Here is an 18,459-nt window from a genome sequence, read left to right on the forward strand (position 1 = left end):
GTCGAGCGTGCCGCCGTGGATGACCGTCGAACCGCTGGCCGAACCGAGGGTGCCCGCGCCGGCCAACACCAACGATCCGTCATCGATGACGGTATCGCCGGTATAGCTGTTGGCACCCTTGAGGATCACGCCGCCGGAGCCGGTCTTTATCAACCCAGCCGTGCCGGACAGCGCGCCATCGACGCTCCCGGACCGGAGGTCGAGCATATCGTCGGCATCGATGGCCGCATTGCCTGCGAGGGTTCCGCCTGTCAGCGTATAGGTGCCGACCGAGAGCGTACCGTTCTGGACGGTTCCGCCGCCCTGCGTGAGCGTGGCCTGGCTCTGACTGCCCGCGCCCAGGTCCAGGGTGCCGCCATTGATCGTTGTCGTACCGTCGCCGGAGCCCAAAGTCCCGGCACCTGCCAGCGCCAGTGTACCGCCGTTGACGACGGTGCCGCCGGTGTAACTGTTCGCTCCACCGAGCGTGACAGTGCCGTTGCCGGATTTGGTCAACGTGCCCGAGCCGCTCAGTGCGCCATCGATCGCCCCCGCCTGTGCATCGATCGCCGTGCCTGCATCCACGGAGGCATCGCTGGCGAGGATTCCGCCCGCAAGCGTGTAGGTATCGACCGATAGCGTACCGTTGCGGATCGTTCCGCCGCCCTGTGTGAGCGACGCCTGGATCTGCTGCGTATCGCCGAGGTCCAGGGTTCCGCCATTCACGATCGTCGATGCCGTATCCGCGCCGAGCGTGCCGTTGCCCGCCAGAGCCAAAGTGCCGGATTCGAGCGTCGTGGTGCCGGTGTACCCGCTTGCACCGGTGAGCGTCACCTGGCCGCCGGATCCCGAATCGATGTAAGTGATGACGCCCGGCGTGCCGGCCGTGCCATCCGAAAATCCACCGGACAGCACGGTCGTGTTGCCGTTCATATCGATGGTGTTGGTGTTCGTATCGTCCAGCGCGAAGCTGTTGGGATAGGTCTGCCCGTTCTGGTCGATCAGCAAGGTGCCGCCTGCGAAGGTCGGGTTTACCGAGGTTCCAAGGTTGCTCGAACCGTAGTTCGGACTTGCGGTGTCGATGTCGTTGGCTTGTCCCGGCACCGTCACGCCGCCGTCCGAGGTCACCGTAAAAGTCCCGGACGAGATCGCGTTCCCGGCCGGCGTCCACACCTGGGAAAGGCCGCTCGTGCTGGCGTAAGCGAACGTGTAGGTCCCCGCGGTGATGTCAGAGAAGGTCGCGGCCTGGAAATTGTAGACGCCGTTGTTCGCGCTGTCGGATGCTACCAGCGAATTCCCGTCCGGGCTGATGTAGAAGAAGTTCTGCCCTGCCGTCAGGCCTGCGGGCAACGTGCCGTTGGGGACGTTGCTCAGCAGGATCGAGAATGCCTGCGTGCCGACTGCGGAACTGTCCGCGCGATTGAGCTGTACGGCGCCCTCCGCCGAAACGGAGCCGCCGTGCCAGCTACCGTAGATGATCTGGACATCGAACAATCCCGCGGCCGAGCCGTCGGACACGAGATAGCCCAAGGCATCGGTATGCGCGCTGGCCATGCCCGCGCCCGCGACAAGGCCCGCCGAGGCAATCGTGACCATTGCAGACCGTGTACCGACGAGAAACGTCAGCGATGCCGCGCTCTGAAGAAGACGCTCGCGTCCGATCTTGGCGAAGTGCCGTTTCCGGATTGCCATCCGATGTGCCCCTTTTTTCTGTGATTAGCTTGATCGAACTTGCGGCTAGGGGAGATGGGAAAGTCCGTCGCACGCACAAGCGGCTTTAGATGCTCACAGAAATTTCGAGCAATAACAGTTTGATCCGTTATGGAGAGTTAAGTTAACATCGAGTTTTATATTTCACTGCGACGGCTTCAGAAGCCGCAATGGCTATGCGTTTGTGGCGGCTTTGCGTTTCCGATCTTGCAAGACGGTAAACGCGGCGACGGATGACTCCGTCGCCGCGTACGCGTTGCGGTCGTTCCTTGGCGGCGACGGTCGGAACGGCCCGCTGGCGTCAGAACTTGAAGTTGACCCCGCCCATTACTGCCGAGCCGGAAAGCTGCAGTTGCGTGATGCGGGTCGCATCGCCTTCGCTCTTTATCTTCGCGGTGTTGAGCAGATTGCGGCCCGATGCGTAGATCGACACATTGTCCGTGATGGCATAACTGGCGCCGATATCCAGCGAGAGGCGGTCCTCCAGATACTGGTCCTTGGCCCGGGTCGCGCCGACGGAAAGCAGGCTGCGGCCGTTATAGGACAAGGCAGCGCGCAAGTTGAGCTTGCCGTCGTCCCAGTAGACCGCGGCGTTGTACACGTGCTTCGACGTACCCGGAAGGCTGCCCTTCTCGCCGGGTCGGATGTCCGCCGACGATTTGATCAAGGCATAGTTCGCCGAGACGCCGAGGTTCGACAGCGGGCCGGGCAGGAACGAGAGGTGCTGGTCGTAGTTCAGCTCGATGCCGCGCACCCAGGCGTGGGATATGTTGGCATAGGTGATGACCTGTGTGGGCGTCGCCTGATTGCCGAGCACAGCGAGGGTGACCGGGTCGGTGATGCCGCCGAATTGGGTCCGGCTGAAAATGTAATTCGACAGCTCCTTGTCGAACGCGCCGGCCGAGATGATGCCGCCGAACGGCAGGTAGTGCTCGATCGAGAGGTCGAAACTGTTGGCGGTGATCGGCTTGAGGTTCGTATTGCCGGTGGTGACGACGTTGTTGGCGGCGTCGATGGTTGCCGACGGATTGATCTGGTTGAAGCCCGGACGCGCGATCGTCGAGGAGTAGGAAGCGCGCGCGATCAGGCTGGGCGACAGTTCGTAGCGTGCCTGGATCGACGGGAAGAAGTTGGTGTAGCTCGACGAGGACGAGACCGGCACCAGGATCGAGCCCTTGCCATTGGTGATCGTACCGCCTGCGGCCGCCGAGGACGTGATCGGGACGCTGGTAACGCCCTGGTAGCGCGCGTCGGTGTGTTCGACGCGCAGACCCGCCAGCAGGTGCAGCGCACCGAAGTCGGTCTCGCCCTGGACGTAGCCGGCGAAGACGTTCTCGCGGTTGTCCTGCTGTGCCTGCCCGCTGGCGTAGGCGTCGGCCTGAGCGTTGTTGCTGAAGCCGGGACCGGTGCCGTTCGCCCAGACGCTGCGCATGTAGTCGATGTCGATATTCGGGCCGTTTGCATAGTGGCTCTGGTCGAACAGGATGTTCCGCCCCGGGGCGGCGCTTGCCATGTCCAGCACCGGCACGCTCGTCGAGGTGTAGGAATTGAACACGTGCGTGTTGGTGCGCAGACGGACGTTGACGCCGAACTTGATGTTCTCGTTCTCGCCGCCCAGCAGCGAAGTCGCGAGCGTGCCGTCGATCCCGCCCGACCACTCGCGGGTACGATAGATCTGGCTGTTGTTGGTCACGCTGGACAGCTTGTAGCCCGCGGTGCCGAAGGGATCGGTGCCGGTGAAAGTCGTGGTCGGGAACTCCCCGCCCGCATCCGCATAGGTGACGCTCGAGCCCGAGGCGGCCTTGTTGCTGAAGGTGGAAAGCGTGTCGTAGGGGCGGTAGTCCTGACCTTGCGCGTAGGATGCGCGCGCCGCGAGGTCCAGATTGCCAAACTGGTGATGGCCGCCGACTTCGGTGAGGTGCAGGCTGACGCGCTGCAGCATGTCGCGGACCGACTTGTCGTACTGGGTCGCGGGCGTCGTCAGCGAGCCGTTTGCGTTGGTCACCGTCGGGCTGCCCAGCTTGAACGCAAGCTGGTTGCGGGCGATGTCTTCCTGGTAGCCGCTGTTGACGTAGCGGATGTAGAGCCGGGTGTTCACGTCAGGCTCGTAGCCGAGTTCGATCGTGGCGCCCTTGGTCTTGCGGTGGAACTGGTAGTACGCCTGGGTCACGCCTGACCAGGCCAGATCCGGGGTGCCGCTCTTATTGGCGAAGGAGACGCGGCGGTCGTCGGTGCCGAGCGCGTCCTGATAATAGGCGAGTGAGCCGACCAGGGTGAACGGACCGTCGCCGATACCATGGCCGCCGAAGCGGATGCCTGCGCTGACCGCCATGTCGGCGATCGCGGTGCTGCGGGAAAACTGCTCGCCCGAACCCAGGCGGCCTTCCACGAAGTAGCCTTGGTTCGGCGCCAGCTTCTTCGGGGTGATTTCGATGGTGCCGCCCAATGCTTCGGCATCCATGTCGGGGCGGTTGGTCTTGGTGACCGTCACCGAGCCGATGAGGCCGGTCGGGAAAGCGTCGAACGCGAAAGCGCGGCCGCCGCCCTGGGGCGTGACGGGGCTTGGCGGCGGCAGGTGCGTGCCGGCAAGCGTGGTGCTGGTAAGGTCGGCATCGAGACCGCGGATGTTGATCCAGTGGCCGACGCCGCTGTCCGCCGCGATCGTCACGCCGGGCAGGCGCGAGATGACCTCGCCGGCGTTGAGGTCGGGCAGGCGGCGCGCTTCTTCGACCGAGACGGTCTGGATGATGTTGGGCGCGGCTTCCTGCTTGGCACGGCTGTCGGTGGCGGCATGGCCGGTGACGACGATGTCGCCCTTCGGCTCGTTTGCTTCGTCTTCATCGGCCGCTGCGAACGCGGGCGAGGCCGCCGAACACAGGAGCATGGCGACGAGTACCGCGCGCTGGGCGCGAGGCAGGGCAGAACTTCTATTCGACACGATGACAGCCTCCGAGATGTCGTGATTGTCCAGCGGCGGTGGATCTGCCGCTGCTGCAACCCCTTGCTTGTCGAAGAGCGCCATTAGAGAGGGAAAATTATCGCTGAATTATCTTGAACTATAATTTAAGGAAAATGATTGAATAAATTTTCAATATTTTCATAAAAATGAAATAAACTACATTTTCTATAAATGTAAATTACTCTGTTATCAAATATCTCTCTCGATATGAGGGGAGTTGTTCTAATTTTTATTCAGGTGTATGTGCCTTAACCCCGCCGCTCTTGCGAATGGCGGGGTGTGATACTTCACCGGCTGTCGAATACGGGCTGTCAGTCGTGGATGGCGTAGACCTGCAGCGCGGCGACGGTTTCCCCCTTGCGTGGGCGCATCACGTAGAGGCGATGGTTCTCGCCCACGTAGAGCGAGGACTTGCCGACCAGCGAGGCGTCGGTTTCCAGCAGGGTGGCGTTGCCGTTGGCGGCGATGCGGTAACGGCTCATGCCGGTATCGCCCGACACGTACAGGATGCGGCCCTTCTCGTCGAAGGACATGCTGTCGGCCGTCTCGGTGCCCGGCAGCGACTGGAGTTCCTTGCCGCTGCGCGCATCCAGCACGACGAGGCGGCCGGGTTCGCGCGAACCGGCAAACAGGCGCTGGCTGCGCTTGTCGTAGGCCAGCGGCACGTTCTTGTTGAGGTTGGGCGAAGTCCAGGTCCGCAGCGTGCCGGTTCTGATGTCGATGACGCCGACCGCGTTCTTGTCACGCATGCTGACGAAAAGACGTCCGCCAGCCCGGTCGAGGACGAGGCCCTTGAGCGTCATCGCCGGAACCGGGAAGCGGCGCACGACCTTGAGCGTGTCGAGCGAGATCGCGCTGATCTGCGAGCCGGTATCGCCGTCGCGGCCGCTGACGTAGAAGACGCGGCCGACGAGATCGATGGCGCCGGTGTCGGACTTCGCGCCGACCGGGATCGAGGCGACGGTCTTGAAGTCGGTGGTCAGTACCTTGACCGTGCCATCCTTGCCTTCGGCCACCAGGAGATGGCCGGTCTTGGGGTCGAAGGCGACCTTGTGCGGCGAAACGACGTCACCGCCCGAAGCGATGAGCGCCCCGGTCTCCAGATTGAACGCGGCCATGAGCGCGCCGTCCTCGCCGGAAACATAGATGCGGTTGTGTGCCACGTCCGTCACCAGCTGGTCCCAGTCGCCTTCGGGCATGTTGGGGACCAGGGTGACGGCAAGCTGCTCGTAGACCGGCTTTTCGGCCGGGGCGGCGATGGCTGCACCGCTGATGCAGGCCGTGGCCGCCGCGAGCAGGAGGGAGGGGATCATGCGCATATCGTATTCTCCTTCAGAACTGAACGTTTACGCCGCCGAACACCGCTGATCCGGAAAGCTGGTGCTGGACGGTGTGGTCCCGCGTGCCTTCCGAACGGATCTTGGGGGTGTTGAGCAGATTGCGGCCCGATGCGTAGATCGAGACATTGTCGGTCACGGCGTAGCTGGCGCCGATGTCGAGCATGAACCGGGCCTCGGCATACTGGTCGAGTGCGCGGGTTGTGCCGACCGACCAGAGGCTTCGCCCCGCATAGGAGATCGCCGTGCGCACGTTGAGCTTGCCGTCGTCCCAGTAGACCGCGGCATTGTAGATATGCTTCGAGCTGGCGGGCAGCGGTCCCTTCTCGCCGGGACGAATATCGGCCGAAGAGTCGATGAGGGTGTAGTTGCCCGAAACGCCGAGGTTCGACAGCGGGCCGGGCAGGAACGAGAGGTGCTGGTCGTAGTTCAGCTCGATGCCGCGCACCCAGGCGTGGGAGATATTGGCATACGTGACGACCTGGGTAGGCGTCGCCTGATTGCCAAGCACGGCAAGGGTGACCGGGTCGGTGATGCCTCCGGACTGGATGCGGTTAAAGATGTAGTTCGACAGTTCCTTGTCGAATACGCCCGCCGAGACGATGCCGCCGAACGGCAGGTAGTGCTCAACAGAAAGATCGAAGCTGTTGGCGGTGATCGGCTTCAGGTTCGGATTACCGGTAGTGACCATGTTGTTGGCGGCGTCGATGGTTGCCGACGGATTGACCTGGTTGAAGCCCGGACGCGCGATCGTCGAGGAGTAGACCGCGCGGGCAATCAGGCTCGGCGAGAACTCGTAACGGGCCTGAAGCGAAGGAAAGAGGTTCGTGTAGCGCGACGTGGACGAGGTCGGCACCAGGATCGAACCCTTGCCGTTGGTGATCGTGCCGCCTGCTGCTGCAGAGGATGTGATCGGGACGCCGGTGTTGCCCTGGTAGCGGGCGTCGGTGAACTCGGCGCGCAGACCGGCGAGCAGATGCAGTGCACCGAAGTCGGCCTCGCCCTGCACGTAACCCGCGAACACGTTCTCGCGGTTGTCCTGCCGGGAAAGGCCGCCCGCATAGGCATCGGCCTGAACATTGTTGCCGAAGCCCGTGCCGGTTCCGCCGGACCACAGGCCGCGCATGGCGTCGATATCGATGTCCGGGCCGTTCGAATAATGGCTCTGGTCGACGATCGCATTGGCACCCGGCGCAACCACCGCGAGCCCGGTCGAGGGGAAGGCGGTGGCCGTGTAGGGGTTGATGACGTGGGTGTTGGTGCGCAGTCGCACGGCGACACCGAACTTGATGCTCTCATTGGCGCCGCCGGTCAGCGCGGTCGGCAAGGCGGCGTTGACCGCGCCGGACCACTCGCGGGTACGATAGAGGTTGTCGTTGTTGGTCAGGCTGGAGAGCTTGTAGCCACCGGTCCCGAAAGGATCGGTCCCGGTGACGGTGTACGACGGATAGTACCCGCCTGCATCACCATAGGTGATGTTTGCCGAACCCGGCTTCGAGGTGAAAGTTGAAATCGTGTCGTAAGGACGGTACTCGCGCCCCTGCGCGAAGGACACATGGTAGTCGAGTGCCAGATCGCCCAGCTTGTTGCGGCCACCGATTTCGGCAAGCTGCAGGTTCACCTTCAGCAGGGTGTCGCGCAGGCTCTTGTCGAGTTGCTTGACCGGCGAGGTGTAAGTGCCGTCGGCGTTGGCCGTCGCCGTGCCAGAGGTCTTGATCGCAAGCTGCTGGCGCCAGTTGTCTTCCTGGTAGCCGGTGTTCAGGTAGCGGGCATAGAAACGGGTATCGGCATCGGGTTCGTAGGCGAACTCGATGCTGCCGCCCTTCGTCACATGGCGGAACGTGTTGTAGGACTGCGACATGCTCGACCAGGCCAGGTCCGGGGCGGAGGCCTTGTTGACGTAGCTGGTGCGCCGGTCGTCCATGCCCAGCGCGTCACGGTAGTAGGCCAGCGAGCCGACGATCGAGAACGGCCCGCCGCCGTCCTTGTCGCCGAAACGGATGCCGCCGCTAGCGGACAGGTCGACGACGCCGGTGTGGCGCGACAACTGCTCGCCCGAACCCAGGCGGGCGGTGAGGAAATGGTCGCGGCCGGTCGGAATTGCCTTGGGCGAGATTTCGATGGTGCCGCCAAGCGCCTCGGCGTCCATGTCGGGACGGTTGGTCTTGGTCAGCGTGAGCGAGCCGAACACGCCGGTCGGCATCACGTCGAACGAGAAGGCGCGGCCGCCACCTTGCGGGGTCACGGGGTCCGGGGGCGGCAGGTGCGTGCCGCCGAAGGTCGTGCTGGTGAGGTCGGCGTCGAGCCCGCGGATGTTGACGAAGTGGCCGACACCCTTGTCCGCACCGATGGTGACGCCCGGCAGGCGGGCGATCGCCTCGCCCGCATTCAGGTCGGGCAGGCGAAACGCCTCTTCCTGCGAGATCGACTGAACGATGTTGGGTGCGTCCCTCTGCCGCGCACGGCTCTCGGCGCTGCCGTCCGCAGTGACGACGATGTCGGCGTGCTCGCCCGTATCGAGGTCATCGGCGAGTGCCGGTACGGCGGTGCCGCAAAGAAGGGTGGATACGATGACGGCGCGTGCCGTTCGGCCTGCGCAAGATGTGTTTCCGGACATTGAACTGACCCCCGAGTTGCGTCGGACGGGGCGGGGCGAATCACATCGCGAAGCCGTCGTCCGGTGGTTCGGGGGCGCCGGTTAGGCGCGCCGGATTATGCGAAAATTAGCGATCGGGAGGTGCAAGCAATATTGCTGCAATGTACAGAATTCTGCCAAAAACGTCATATTTATGTAATGGCCGGCGGATTAATCAGCATCGCAATTTGCCTCTGTGCGACTGGTGATTGTCTGCCATGCGTCTCTGTCTTGTCGAAGATGATCAGACCATCGGCGAAGCTGTCCGCAGCGGTTTCCGGTCTTATGGCTTCATGGTCGATTGGGTCGAGGACGGCGACGCGGCCGAGCATGCGCTGGGCACCAACGATTACTGGGCGGTACTGCTCGACCTCGGCCTGCCGGGCAAGTCCGGGCTCGAAGTGCTGTCCTGGATGCGCGGGCGGGGCAACGACACGCCGGTCATCATCCTCTCGGCGCGCGATGCCGTTCAGGACCGCATCGCCGGTCTGGACTGCGGGGCTGACGACTATCTTCCCAAGCCCTTCGACCTCGACGAGCTTGCCGCACGCCTTCGCGCCGTCCGGCGGCGCCGCGAAGGCCGGGCGAGCGTGCTGCGCCGCTACGGGCAGGTCGTGTTCGACCCCGCGCGGCAGGTGGTGACCTATCGCGGCAAACCGGTGAACCTGCGGGGGCGCGAACTCGCGTTCCTGGCGGTGCTTCTGGAGGAGCCCGGCAAAGTGCTTTCGCGTGACCAGCTGATCGACCGCGTATACGGCTGGGACGTCGAGATCGAGAGCAATGCCGTGGAATTCCATGTACATGCCCTGCGCCGCAAGCTGTCGCCGGACGCCATCCGCAATATTCGCGGCGTCGGCTATTTTCTGGCCGACGAGCCGGCCGACTGACCGCTTTGGTGTCGATCAAGCAAAGACTTCTGCTGTGGCTGCTTGTGCCCCTGCTGGGGCTGAGCGTCGTCTTCATCGGCGGCACTTACGCGGTCGAGCGGGCAGCCATCGAACATTACCAGGACCTTCGCCTGCGCCAGATCGCCACAGGCATTCCGCCAAGGCTCAAGACCGCGGATTTCAGGGCGATCAACGTCAAGCTGTTCCACGGCAGGGACGATTTCCTGCTGCAGGTATGGACCGGCGACCGGGAAATCTACCGCTCGACGATTGATCGCGGCCTGCCCCGCTTCACACAACCCGGCTTCGGTATCCGCTCGATCGGCGGGGAGCGGTGGAAGGTGTACCTCCGGCATGCGGGGCCTTACACGATCCAGGTGGGACAATCGCTGGAAGAGCGCAGCGCACTGGCGCGGGAGCGTGCCTTGCATCTGGTCGCACCGCTGATCCTGCTGATCGTGGTCATTGCGCTTTTCACGCCGCTGGCGGTCACGGCGGGGCTGCGGACCTTGCACAGGATCTCGCGCGAACTGGATGCCCGGCACATCGACCGGCTCAATCCGCTCGACCCCACTGGCGAGCCAGCGGAAATCCAGCCGCTGGTGCAGGCGATCAACACCCTGTTGAACCGGTTGGGGAGGGCGGCCGGGGCGCAGCAGCGGTTCCTGGCCGACGCCTCGCACGAACTGCGCACGCCGCTGGCCGGACTGCAACTGCAGGTCCAGATGGTAGAGCAGGCAGGATCCGATGCGGAGCGCCGGAACGGGCTGGAAGCGCTCAAGGCCAGCGTGAAGCGGACCGGGCGGCTGGTCGAACAGTTGCTTGCGACCTCGCGCCTCGATGCGGAGGGTTCGGTGGCCAGCCGCGGGCCGATCACGATCAACACGATCGTGCGCGAAGCGCTCGTCCGGCTCGATCCGCTGGCCCAGGCCAAGCGGATCGACATTGGCCTCGTGCACGATGACGAGGCTGTCGTGCCGGGCGACGGGGACGAGCTTATGCTGCTCGTACTCAATCTGATCGACAACGCGATCCGCTATACGCCGGTCGGAGGGCAGGTCGATGTGGCACTGTGGCGGGGCAATGGCACATTCGACCTGACGGTCGAGGACAGCGGGCCAGGCATTCCGCAGGCCGAGCGTACACGCGCGTTCGACCGATTCTTCCGGGGTGCCGGACATACCGTGGCGGGAAGCGGCCTCGGCCTGGCGATCGCCAAGCGCATTGCCGATCGGCATGCGGCGGCGATCACGCTGGAAGATGCGGCCTCGCTGGGCGGTCTATGCGTGCGCGTCCGGTTTCCGCAGGATAGGCCGTCAACGCGGCCCCAGTTCGCGGACCCCGAACAGAACCGTCTCGCGTAGCCAGCGATGCGCAGGGTGGTCGTCGAACCGCCGATGCCAGACCATGTGGCTGCGCAAGGGCTCCGGCTGGATCGGCAGTTCGACCAGTTGCACCGCATAGGCGCGGCGGAATTCCTCGCCGATATGCCGCGCCGTGACGGCGATCATGTCCGACTGCATGAGGATGGCGCCGATCGACAGGTAAGGCGCCTCCACGCGGACGGCGCGTTCGAGGTCCATTTCCGCGAGACCTGCATCCATGGCGCTCAGATCGTCGCCGCTCGACGAGATTGCAAGGTGGGGTAGCGCCGCGAAGGCGGCGGCGTCCATCCGCGATCCGAGGACCGGATGGCCCCGGCGCACCAGTCCCACGAACTGATCGTCGATGAGTTCGCGTGCGTGGAAACGGGCTTGGGCCGGAGGCCGCGCGACCAGTGCAAGATCCAGTTCCGCGCGGTCGAGCAGGTCGGCGACGTCCAGAGTGCCGCTCGGCACGAAGCGCAGGCGGATGTGCGGCGCCATCGCCGCCACCTTCTGCAGGATCGGCCCGACCAGCGCGATCGCGGCATGGTTGTTGACCGCGACGACGAAGCGGTGATGCGTCTCCTCGGGCGCGAAGTGCTCGGTTTCCAGGGCGGTGCGCAGTTCGAGCAGGGCATGGCGAACGGGTTCCGCCAAACGCTCCCCGCGCGGCGTCGGCAGCATCCCCTGCGGCGTGCGGACGAAGACCTGATCGCCGAGCAGATGGCGCAGGCGGTTGAGCGCGTGGCTGATCGCCGGCTGGCTCAGGCCTAGGCGGGCGGCGGCGCGGGTGACGCTGCGTTCGCGCAATATCGCCTCGAAGACCATCAGCAGGTTCAGGTCGAGCCGGGCGCCGGTCCGCTCTTCATTCACATTGTGCATGTACGAATTTATAGAATGAGTTGGAGTAATGCTGCAAGTGCGGGCATCCAGCCGCCCATGGATATCCCGGATAGCCCCGAGCCGGTATGGCATATGCTTCACCTGCCCCGCGTGGGGCCGGAAGCGCTGGTCGTCATCCTGCAGGGCGCCGACCGATCCGACATGGCCGCATTCGTGCCGGGTTGGCACGAAGCGGTGCCCCGCGCCGCTTTCGCGGCGATCCTGACGGAACGGAAATCTAGCGCCGACGCCGCGCTGATCGCGCTGATCCGGGCGCGGATCGACGAAATGGGGCTGACCTTCGGACAAGTCGTGCTGGTCGGCGCGGGAAGCGCCGGGCACGTCGCGCTCGATCTGGTGCTGCAGGGCCGGGCGCCGGGTGCGGGCGCGATCGTCGTCGATCTTCCCCGTCCCGCCCTGCCGCGGGTGATGCGCGCGGCGCCCGCCTCGCTGCGCTTCGTCCAGCACCGCGACGAGGACGATCCCGAGGGGCGCGCCTTTCACGAGATGATCCGCGTGCTGCGCGACCTCTCCTTCGACATCCGCACTTTCGCGCTGTGGGACGGGCCTGACCCCACGAACGGCGCGCTGAACACTTTCCTGGTCGAGCTCGTGGCCCACGCGAGCCGCTATCCTTCCGCAGCCCGGCACCCCACCCGGCAGGACGACTCCACGGACGCTGCATGAAAAACATCATCAAGCTCGCGCTGCACCGGCCCTATACGGTCGTTGTTCTCGCGATCCTCATCCTGATCTACGGTCTTTCGGCGGTGGTGCGCACCCCGGTCGACATCTTTCCCTCGGTCAACGTGCCGGTGGTCAGCGCGGTCTTCAGCTACAACGGCCTCTCGCCCGACCAGATGTCCGGGCGCATCGTCACGTTCTACGAGCGCGCGCTGACCGGCAGCGTCAACAATATCGAGCATGTCGAATCGCAGTCGCTGCCCGGCTACGGCATCGTGAAGATCTACTTCCAGCCCTCGGTCGACATCAACGCCGCGCTGGCGCAGGTCACCGCGACCTCGCAGACGGTGCTCAAGCAGATGCCCGCCGGCATCACCTCCCCGACCATCCTGAGCTTCGACGCATCGAGCGTGCCGGTGCTGCAGCTGGCGCTGTCGTCCAAGACGCTGCCGGACACGACGCTGTTCGACCAGGCCTCCGCGTTCATCCGCCCGCAGCTCGCCTCGGTCGCGGGGGCGTCGGTGCCGCTGCCCTACGGCGGCAAGGTGCGCCAGGTGCAGGCCGACCTCAATCCGCAGGCGCTGCAGCAGTACGGCCTTTCGGCCAACGACGTCACCGCCGCGCTGGCCAGCCAGAACCTGATCATTCCGGCGGGCACGCAGAAGATCGGCAATCTGGAATACACCATCAACCTGAACGCCTCGCCCGATGCGATGGCCAAGTTCAACGACCTGCCGATCAAGACCGTCAACGGCGCCACCGTCTACATGCGCGACGTCGCCTTCGTGCATGACGGCAACCCGCCGCAGACCAACGTGGTCCACGTCGACGGCGGCAACGCGGTGCTGCTCAGCATCATCAAGTCCGGCGCGACCTCCACGCTCGACGTGATCAACGGCGTCACCGGCCTGCTCCCCGCCATCCGCGATACCCTGCCTGCCGGACTGAACCTGCTGGCCACCGGCGACCAGTCGGTGTTCGTCACCAGCGCGGTGTCGGGCGTGGTGCGCGAAGGCGTGATCGCCGCCGCGCTGACCGGGCTGATGATCCTGATCTTCCTGGGCAACTGGCGCTCGACGCTGATCATCCTCGTCTCGATCCCGCTGTCGATCCTGGCCTCGCTGGGCACGCTGGCGGTGCTGGGGCAGACGATCAACGTGATGACCCTGGGCGGCCTGGCGCTGGCGGTGGGCATCCTCGTCGACGACGCCACGGTGACGATCGAAAACATCAACGCCCATCTCGAAGGCGGCGAGGACGTGCGCGATGCGGTGCTGTACGGCTCAGAACAGATCGTCCAGCCCGCCACCGTCTCGCTGCTGTGCATCTGCATCGCCTTCGTGCCGATGTTTTGGCTGAACGGCGTGTCCGGCAGCCTGTTCCGTCCGCTGGCGGAAGCGGTGGTGTTCGCGCTGATCGCCTCCTACCTGCTGTCGCGCACGCTGGTCCCGGCGATGGCCGACCGCCTGCTCAAGCCGATCCGTCACGGCGAGGCGCCGACCGGCGGCCGGATCTCGCAGACCCTTCAGCGCGCCCAGCGCCGGTTCGAGGCCGGGTTCGAGACGCTGCGCGCCTATTACCTGGGCCTGCTCGAACTCGCGCTCGGTCGCCGCCGTCCGGTGGTGATCGGCTTCATTGGCCTGTCGCTGCTGTCGCTGTGCCTGTACCCGCTGCTGGGACAGGACTTCTTCCCGCAAGTCGACGGCGGCCAGATTCGCATCCACATGCGCGCCCAGACCGGCACCCGGATCGAGGCGACCACGCGCACCGCCGACCAGGTCAGCACCGCCATCCGCGATATCCTGCCACATGGCGAGGTCGCGGGCGTCGTCAGCAACATCGGCCTCAGCGTCAGCGGCATCAACATGGCCTACGACAACGCCGGCACCATCGGCACCGAGGACGCCAGCATCCAGGTCAGCCTGGCGCCGGAGCACGGCGAGACGGCGGACTACGTGAAGACCCTGCGCGAGGAACTGCCGCGCCGCTTCCCCGGCGTCGATTTCGCTTTCCTGCCCGCCGACATGGTCAGCCAGATCCTGAACTTCGGCACACCTGCGCCGATCGACCTCCAGATCGTCGGCAGCGACCTTGCCGCCAATCGCGCTTATGCCACCGCGCTGCTCGCCCGCATCCGCAAGATACCCGGCGTCGCCGACGCCCGTATCCAGCAGGCCTTCCAGCAGCCCGCTCTCAGCGTGTCGCTCGACCGCTCGATGGCAGGCGCGGTGGGGATCAACGCCCGCGACACGGCCAATGCGATGCTTACGACGTTCTCGGGCAGCGGGCAGGTCGCGCCGACTTACTGGCTCGATCCCAAGACCAGCGTGTCCTACCCGGTCGCCGTGCAGATGCCTCAGCGCGACATCACCTCGCTCGACGGGCTGAAGAACATCCCGCTGACGCCCAGCACTGCCTCCGCCGGGCAGACGCCCGAACTGCTGCGCAACCTTGCCGACATCAGCCGCGCACCCAACAACGCGCTGATCTCGCACTACAACGTGCGCCCGGTGATCGACATCTACGCCACCCCACAGGGGCGCGATCTGGGTGCCGTCGCGGCGGACGTGAACAAGATCGTCGCCGATGCCGCCAAGACCCTGCCCAAGGGATCGAGCGTGGCGCTGCGCGGTCAGGTCGCGACGATGACCAGCGCCTATACGCAGCTGTTCGTCGGCCTCGCCTTCGCGATCCTGCTGATCTACCTGCTGATCGTCGTCAACTTCCAGTCCTGGCTCGATCCGCTGGTGATCGTGCTGGGCCTGCCGACGGCGCTGGCGGGCATCGTGTGGATGCTGTTCGCGACCGGCACGACGATGTCGGTGCCCGCGCTCACCGGAGCCATCCTGTGCATGGGCGTCGCGACCGCCAACTCGATCCTGCTGATCGCCTTCGCCCGTGAACGTCTGGATGGCGGTTCCGCGCCGCTGACGGCGGCCATGGAAGCGGGCGCCGCGCGCTTCCGCCCGGTGCTGATGACCGCCAGCGCGATGATCCTGGGCATGATCCCGATGGCGATCGAGCCGGGCCAGAACATGCCGCTGGGCCGCGCGGTGATCGGCGGGCTGCTGTTCGCCACGTGCGCCACGCTCGTCCTCGTTCCCACGCTCTTCGCCATCGTCCACGGCGCAGGCAAGGTCATCAAGCGCGATACTTCGGGCATCGCTCCCGAACCCGCCACCATCTGAGAGCCATCATGTCCACTCCATCCATCACCCCAAAGACGCCCAGCCGCCGCTTCCTCCTGATCGCGGGAGCGACAGGAGCTGCGTTGGCGATCGTGATCGCCGCCTCCGGCCTGATCACCCGCGCCGGTTCGGCAAGCGCCAACGCGCAGTGGTCGGGCAGCAACGCGGTGCCCACCGTGAACCTCGCGAAGCCGCAGGTCGGACAAGCCAGCGCGATCAGCCTGCCGGGGACGATCCAGCCCTTCCAGAAGGCGCAGCTCTATGCGCGGGTGGACGGCTACCTGAAATCGTGGAGCGTCGATATCGGCGCGCCGGTCCACGCCGGGCAGACGCTGGCCGTCGTCGATGCGCCCGACCTCGACCAGCAGCTGGCCGCCGCGCGCGGCGATCTGGCGATGGCCCAGGCGAACTACCGCCTGGCCACGCTGACCGCCACGCGCTGGTCCGACCTGAGCCAGACCGGCGCCGTTGCGCAGCAGGTGGTGGACGAGAAGGCGGGCGACCGCGAGGCCAAGCGCGCGGTCGTCTCCGCGCTTCAGGCCAAAGTGCGCGGGATTGAGGCCCTGTCCGCCTACAAGCGCATCGCCGCGCCGTTCGACGGCATCGTGACCGCGCGCAAGACCGATATCGGCGCGCTCATCACCGCCGGATCGAACGGGCAGGAACTGTTCGAGGTCGCCGACTTGCGCAAGCTGCGCATCTACGTGCAGGTGCCGCAGACGCTGGCGGCCAAGCTCAAGGTCGGGCAGCAGGCGACGTTCACGCTGCCCGAACAACCCGGACAGACGCTGAAAGCCAGCGTGGCGGCGATTTCCCACGCCCTGGACCCGGCGGCGCGCACCATGCTGGTGCAGCTGCAGGCGGCCAATCCCGGCAACGTGGGCGCCGGCGCCTATTGCCAGGTGACCTTCGATGAACCGGCGGCGGCAAGCAACGCCATCCGCATTCCCGCGACCGCGCTGATCGTGCGCAACGCCGGCAGCGCCGTCGCCATCGTCGGCCCCGGCAACAAGGCGGTGATCCGCGACGTCAAGCTGGGCCGCGACTACGGCGATGCCGTCGATGTCGTCGCCGGGCTGTCGCCCTCCGACCGCATCGTCGACACCCCGCCCGAAACGCTGCGCACCGGCGACGCGGTGCGGATCGCCGCTCCCGCCAAGACGAAGGCCGGCGCATGACCGGCCTTGCCCGCAGGCTGCGCTTCGGCCTTACCCTCCTCGCCGCGTCATCGCTGGCGGGCTGCAACCTGGCACCGGCATATCACCCCCCCACCATGCCGGTGCCGGACCATTTCACCCCGCTGCCCGGATGGAGCGAGGCGGCGCCCGCCGATGCCGCGCCGCGCGGGGCATGGTGGGAGGCATTCGGCGATCCTGCGCTCAATGCCTTCGAGGCCCGCCTGACCGCCGACAATCCCGACCTGCAGGCCGCCGTCGCCCGCTACGACCAGGCCAGCGCCTATGCCCGGCAGGCACGCGGCGCGCTTCTTCCTTCGGCAAGCCTGCAGGGCAGCGCCACCCGCAACCGGCAGTCGGCGGACAAGCCCCTGCGCGGCTCGGGACAGCCCGACGTCTACAGCGCCGACCAGGCCAACGGCGTGGTGGGCTACGAACTGGACTTGTGGGGCAAGCTGCGCAACCAGCTCACCAGCCGCAAGGCGATGGCGCAGGCCAGCGACGCGGATCGCGCGGCGGCGCAGCTGAGCCTGCAGGCCCAGCTTGCCGACAGCTATTTCCAGCTGCGCGGTCTCGATGCCCAGACCCGGCTGCTCGACGATACGGTAGCGCTCTATCGCAAGAGCCGCGACCTGACCGCCATTCTCTATCGCGGCAAGCTGGCGGCGCAGATGGACGTGTCGCGGGCGGAAGCGCAGCTGGGCACCGCGCAGGCCGCGCTGACCGAGGTGCACAGCCGCCGCGCGCTGCTGGTGGATGCGATCGCCGTCCTTGTCGGCGCCATGCCGAGCGACTTCGCAGTTACCCCGGCCGATCTTCCGCCGGCACTGCCCACCGTTCCGGAAGGGGTGCCCTCGGAACTGCTGCAACGCCGCCCCGACATCGCCTCGGCCGAACGAGCGATGGCCTCGGCCAATGCCGGGATCGGCGTCGCGCGCGCGGCGTTCTACCCCTCTATCAGCTTCAACGCGCTGGGCGGGTTCCAGAGCGCAGGCAGCGATCCCTTCAAGACCAGCGACATCCTCTGGTCGCTGGGGCCGTCCATCAACCTGCCCATCTTCCAGGGCGGCCGCCTGAAGGCTGACCTGGATGCGGCGCATGCGCGCTTTCGCGAAATGTCCGCGCAGTATCGCGGAACGGTGCTCCGCGCCTTTCGCGAGGTAGAGGACAATCGCGTGCTGCTGTCCGATCTTGCGAAGGAGCGCGTGTTCAACGACACGACCGTTGCCGCCGCGACGCAGACGTCGAATGCGGCGAGCGATCTCTATCGTGCAGGAACCACGAATTATCTGGATGTGGTCACCGCCCAGACTTCCCTGTTTCAGGCGCAGCAGGCCGCCCTCGACGTGCGGACACGCCAGTTCGTCGCCGCGGTGGACCTTGTCCGCGCATTAGGCGGTGGATGGTAGCATGCCGCCGCCTTGTCCGAACCGGAGCGGACGAATCTTATCCCGCCCGTGATCGCGCCGGGCACGGCAGCGTCAGAAGCGGAGGCATCGCACCCGGGAGCCCGCAACCGCGGGCACCGCATGCGCGCGCCGTTCCACCAGCAGGTCGGCGCGGGCGAGCAGCATCTGGGCCGATGCTTCCTGCCGCTCGATGATGGCGACGCCGTCTCCCGCATTGTCTCCTGCCGCGCAAAGGAACTGATCGCGATCG

At 65.7% G+C, this 18,459-nt stretch carries 11 protein-coding genes; 6 read left to right on the plus strand and 5 right to left on the minus strand.

Translation table 11 applies throughout. The annotated features are described in order from the left end of the window. The 4 genes from LH128_RS11435 to LH128_RS11450 all read right to left on the minus strand — a co-directional run. A partial coding sequence (locus LH128_RS11435) for an autotransporter-associated beta strand repeat-containing protein (protein ID WP_008829784.1) occupies positions 1 to 1,671 on the minus strand: 1,671 nt, incomplete at its 3' end. 319 nt (positions 1,672 to 1,990) lie between these two features. Next, complete coding sequence (locus tag LH128_RS11440; RefSeq protein ID WP_289357122.1) at positions 1,991 to 4,627, minus strand: TonB-dependent receptor; 2,637 nt, start codon at positions 4,625 to 4,627, stop codon at positions 1,991 to 1,993. Positions 4,628 to 4,959: 332 nt separating this feature from the next. Further along, positions 4,960 to 5,967: a YncE family protein gene (locus tag LH128_RS11445; RefSeq protein WP_008829786.1), complete on the minus strand. Its 1,008-nt coding sequence runs from the start codon at positions 5,965 to 5,967 to the stop codon at positions 4,960 to 4,962. A 13-nt stretch (positions 5,968 to 5,980) separates the two neighbouring features. Next, positions 5,981 to 8,602, minus strand: a complete 2,622-nt coding sequence (locus tag LH128_RS11450; RefSeq protein WP_008829787.1) for a TonB-dependent receptor — start codon at positions 8,600 to 8,602, stop codon at positions 5,981 to 5,983. Between the two features lie 236 nt (positions 8,603 to 8,838). Here LH128_RS11450 and LH128_RS11455 point away from each other — a divergent pair, with 236 nt between their 5' ends. Further along, entirely contained in the window at positions 8,839 to 9,507 is a 669-nt protein-coding gene (locus LH128_RS11455) for a response regulator transcription factor (protein WP_008829788.1), read from the plus strand. Between the two features lie 8 nt (positions 9,508 to 9,515). Next, positions 9,516 to 10,871 (plus strand): ATP-binding protein, encoded by a 1,356-nt coding sequence (locus LH128_RS11460; protein ID WP_051211475.1) that lies wholly within the window; start codon positions 9,516 to 9,518, stop codon positions 10,869 to 10,871. Here the strand turns inward: LH128_RS11460 and LH128_RS11465 are convergent. Beyond that, positions 10,824 to 11,753, minus strand: a complete 930-nt coding sequence (locus LH128_RS11465; protein WP_008829790.1) for a LysR family transcriptional regulator — start codon at positions 11,751 to 11,753, stop codon at positions 10,824 to 10,826. The genes LH128_RS11460 and LH128_RS11465 overlap by 48 nt on opposite strands. A gap of 57 nt (positions 11,754 to 11,810) precedes the next feature. On the opposite strand from LH128_RS11465, the gene LH128_RS11470 reads away from it, so the two are divergent. Genes LH128_RS11470 through LH128_RS11485 form a run of 4 tightly spaced genes read left to right on the plus strand, consistent with a single transcriptional unit; the run spans position 11,811 to position 18,209 of the window. Then, positions 11,811 to 12,440, plus strand: a complete 630-nt coding sequence (locus LH128_RS11470; protein ID WP_037519113.1) for a hypothetical protein — start codon at positions 11,811 to 11,813, stop codon at positions 12,438 to 12,440. Continuing rightward, positions 12,437 to 15,625: an efflux RND transporter permease subunit gene (locus tag LH128_RS11475; RefSeq protein WP_008829792.1), complete on the plus strand. Its 3,189-nt coding sequence runs from the start codon at positions 12,437 to 12,439 to the stop codon at positions 15,623 to 15,625. Before LH128_RS11470 ends, LH128_RS11475 begins: the two co-directional genes overlap by 4 nt. Positions 15,626 to 15,633: 8 nt before the next feature. Further along, positions 15,634 to 16,803 carry an efflux RND transporter periplasmic adaptor subunit gene (locus LH128_RS11480; protein WP_037519115.1) on the plus strand — a complete coding sequence of 390 codons (1,170 nt, stop codon included), beginning with the start codon at positions 15,634 to 15,636 and terminating at the stop codon, positions 16,801 to 16,803. Continuing rightward, the gene (locus LH128_RS11485; RefSeq protein ID WP_008829794.1) at positions 16,800 to 18,209 is read left to right on the plus strand and encodes an efflux transporter outer membrane subunit; all 1,410 of its coding nucleotides are present in this window, start codon (positions 16,800 to 16,802) and stop codon (positions 18,207 to 18,209) included. Before LH128_RS11480 ends, LH128_RS11485 begins: the two co-directional genes overlap by 4 nt. The last annotated feature ends 250 nt before the right edge of the window (positions 18,210 to 18,459 follow it).

It is taken from the genome of Sphingomonas sp. LH128, from assembly GCF_000293195.2.
GTDB classification, from domain to species: domain Bacteria; phylum Pseudomonadota; class Alphaproteobacteria; order Sphingomonadales; family Sphingomonadaceae; genus Novosphingobium; species Novosphingobium resinovorum_A.

Coding starts and splice junctions, on each gene's coding strand:
- LH128_RS11480 (WP_037519115.1), top strand. CDS start 15,634: ATGTCCACTCCATCCATCACCCCAAAGACGCCCAGCCGCCGCTTCCTC.
- LH128_RS11485 (WP_008829794.1), top strand. CDS start 16,800: ATGACCGGCCTTGCCCGCAGGCTGCGCTTCGGCCTTACCCTCCTCGCC.
- LH128_RS11445 (WP_008829786.1), bottom strand. CDS start 5,967: ATGCGCATGATCCCCTCCCTCCTGCTCGCGGCGGCCACGGCCTGCATC.
- LH128_RS11470 (WP_037519113.1), top strand. CDS start 11,811: ATGGATATCCCGGATAGCCCCGAGCCGGTATGGCATATGCTTCACCTG.
- LH128_RS11450 (WP_008829787.1), bottom strand. CDS start 8,602: ATGTCCGGAAACACATCTTGCGCAGGCCGAACGGCACGCGCCGTCATC.
- LH128_RS11465 (WP_008829790.1), bottom strand. CDS start 11,753: ATGCACAATGTGAATGAAGAGCGGACCGGCGCCCGGCTCGACCTGAAC.
- LH128_RS11475 (WP_008829792.1), top strand. CDS start 12,437: ATGAAAAACATCATCAAGCTCGCGCTGCACCGGCCCTATACGGTCGTT.
- LH128_RS11455 (WP_008829788.1), top strand. CDS start 8,839: ATGCGTCTCTGTCTTGTCGAAGATGATCAGACCATCGGCGAAGCTGTC.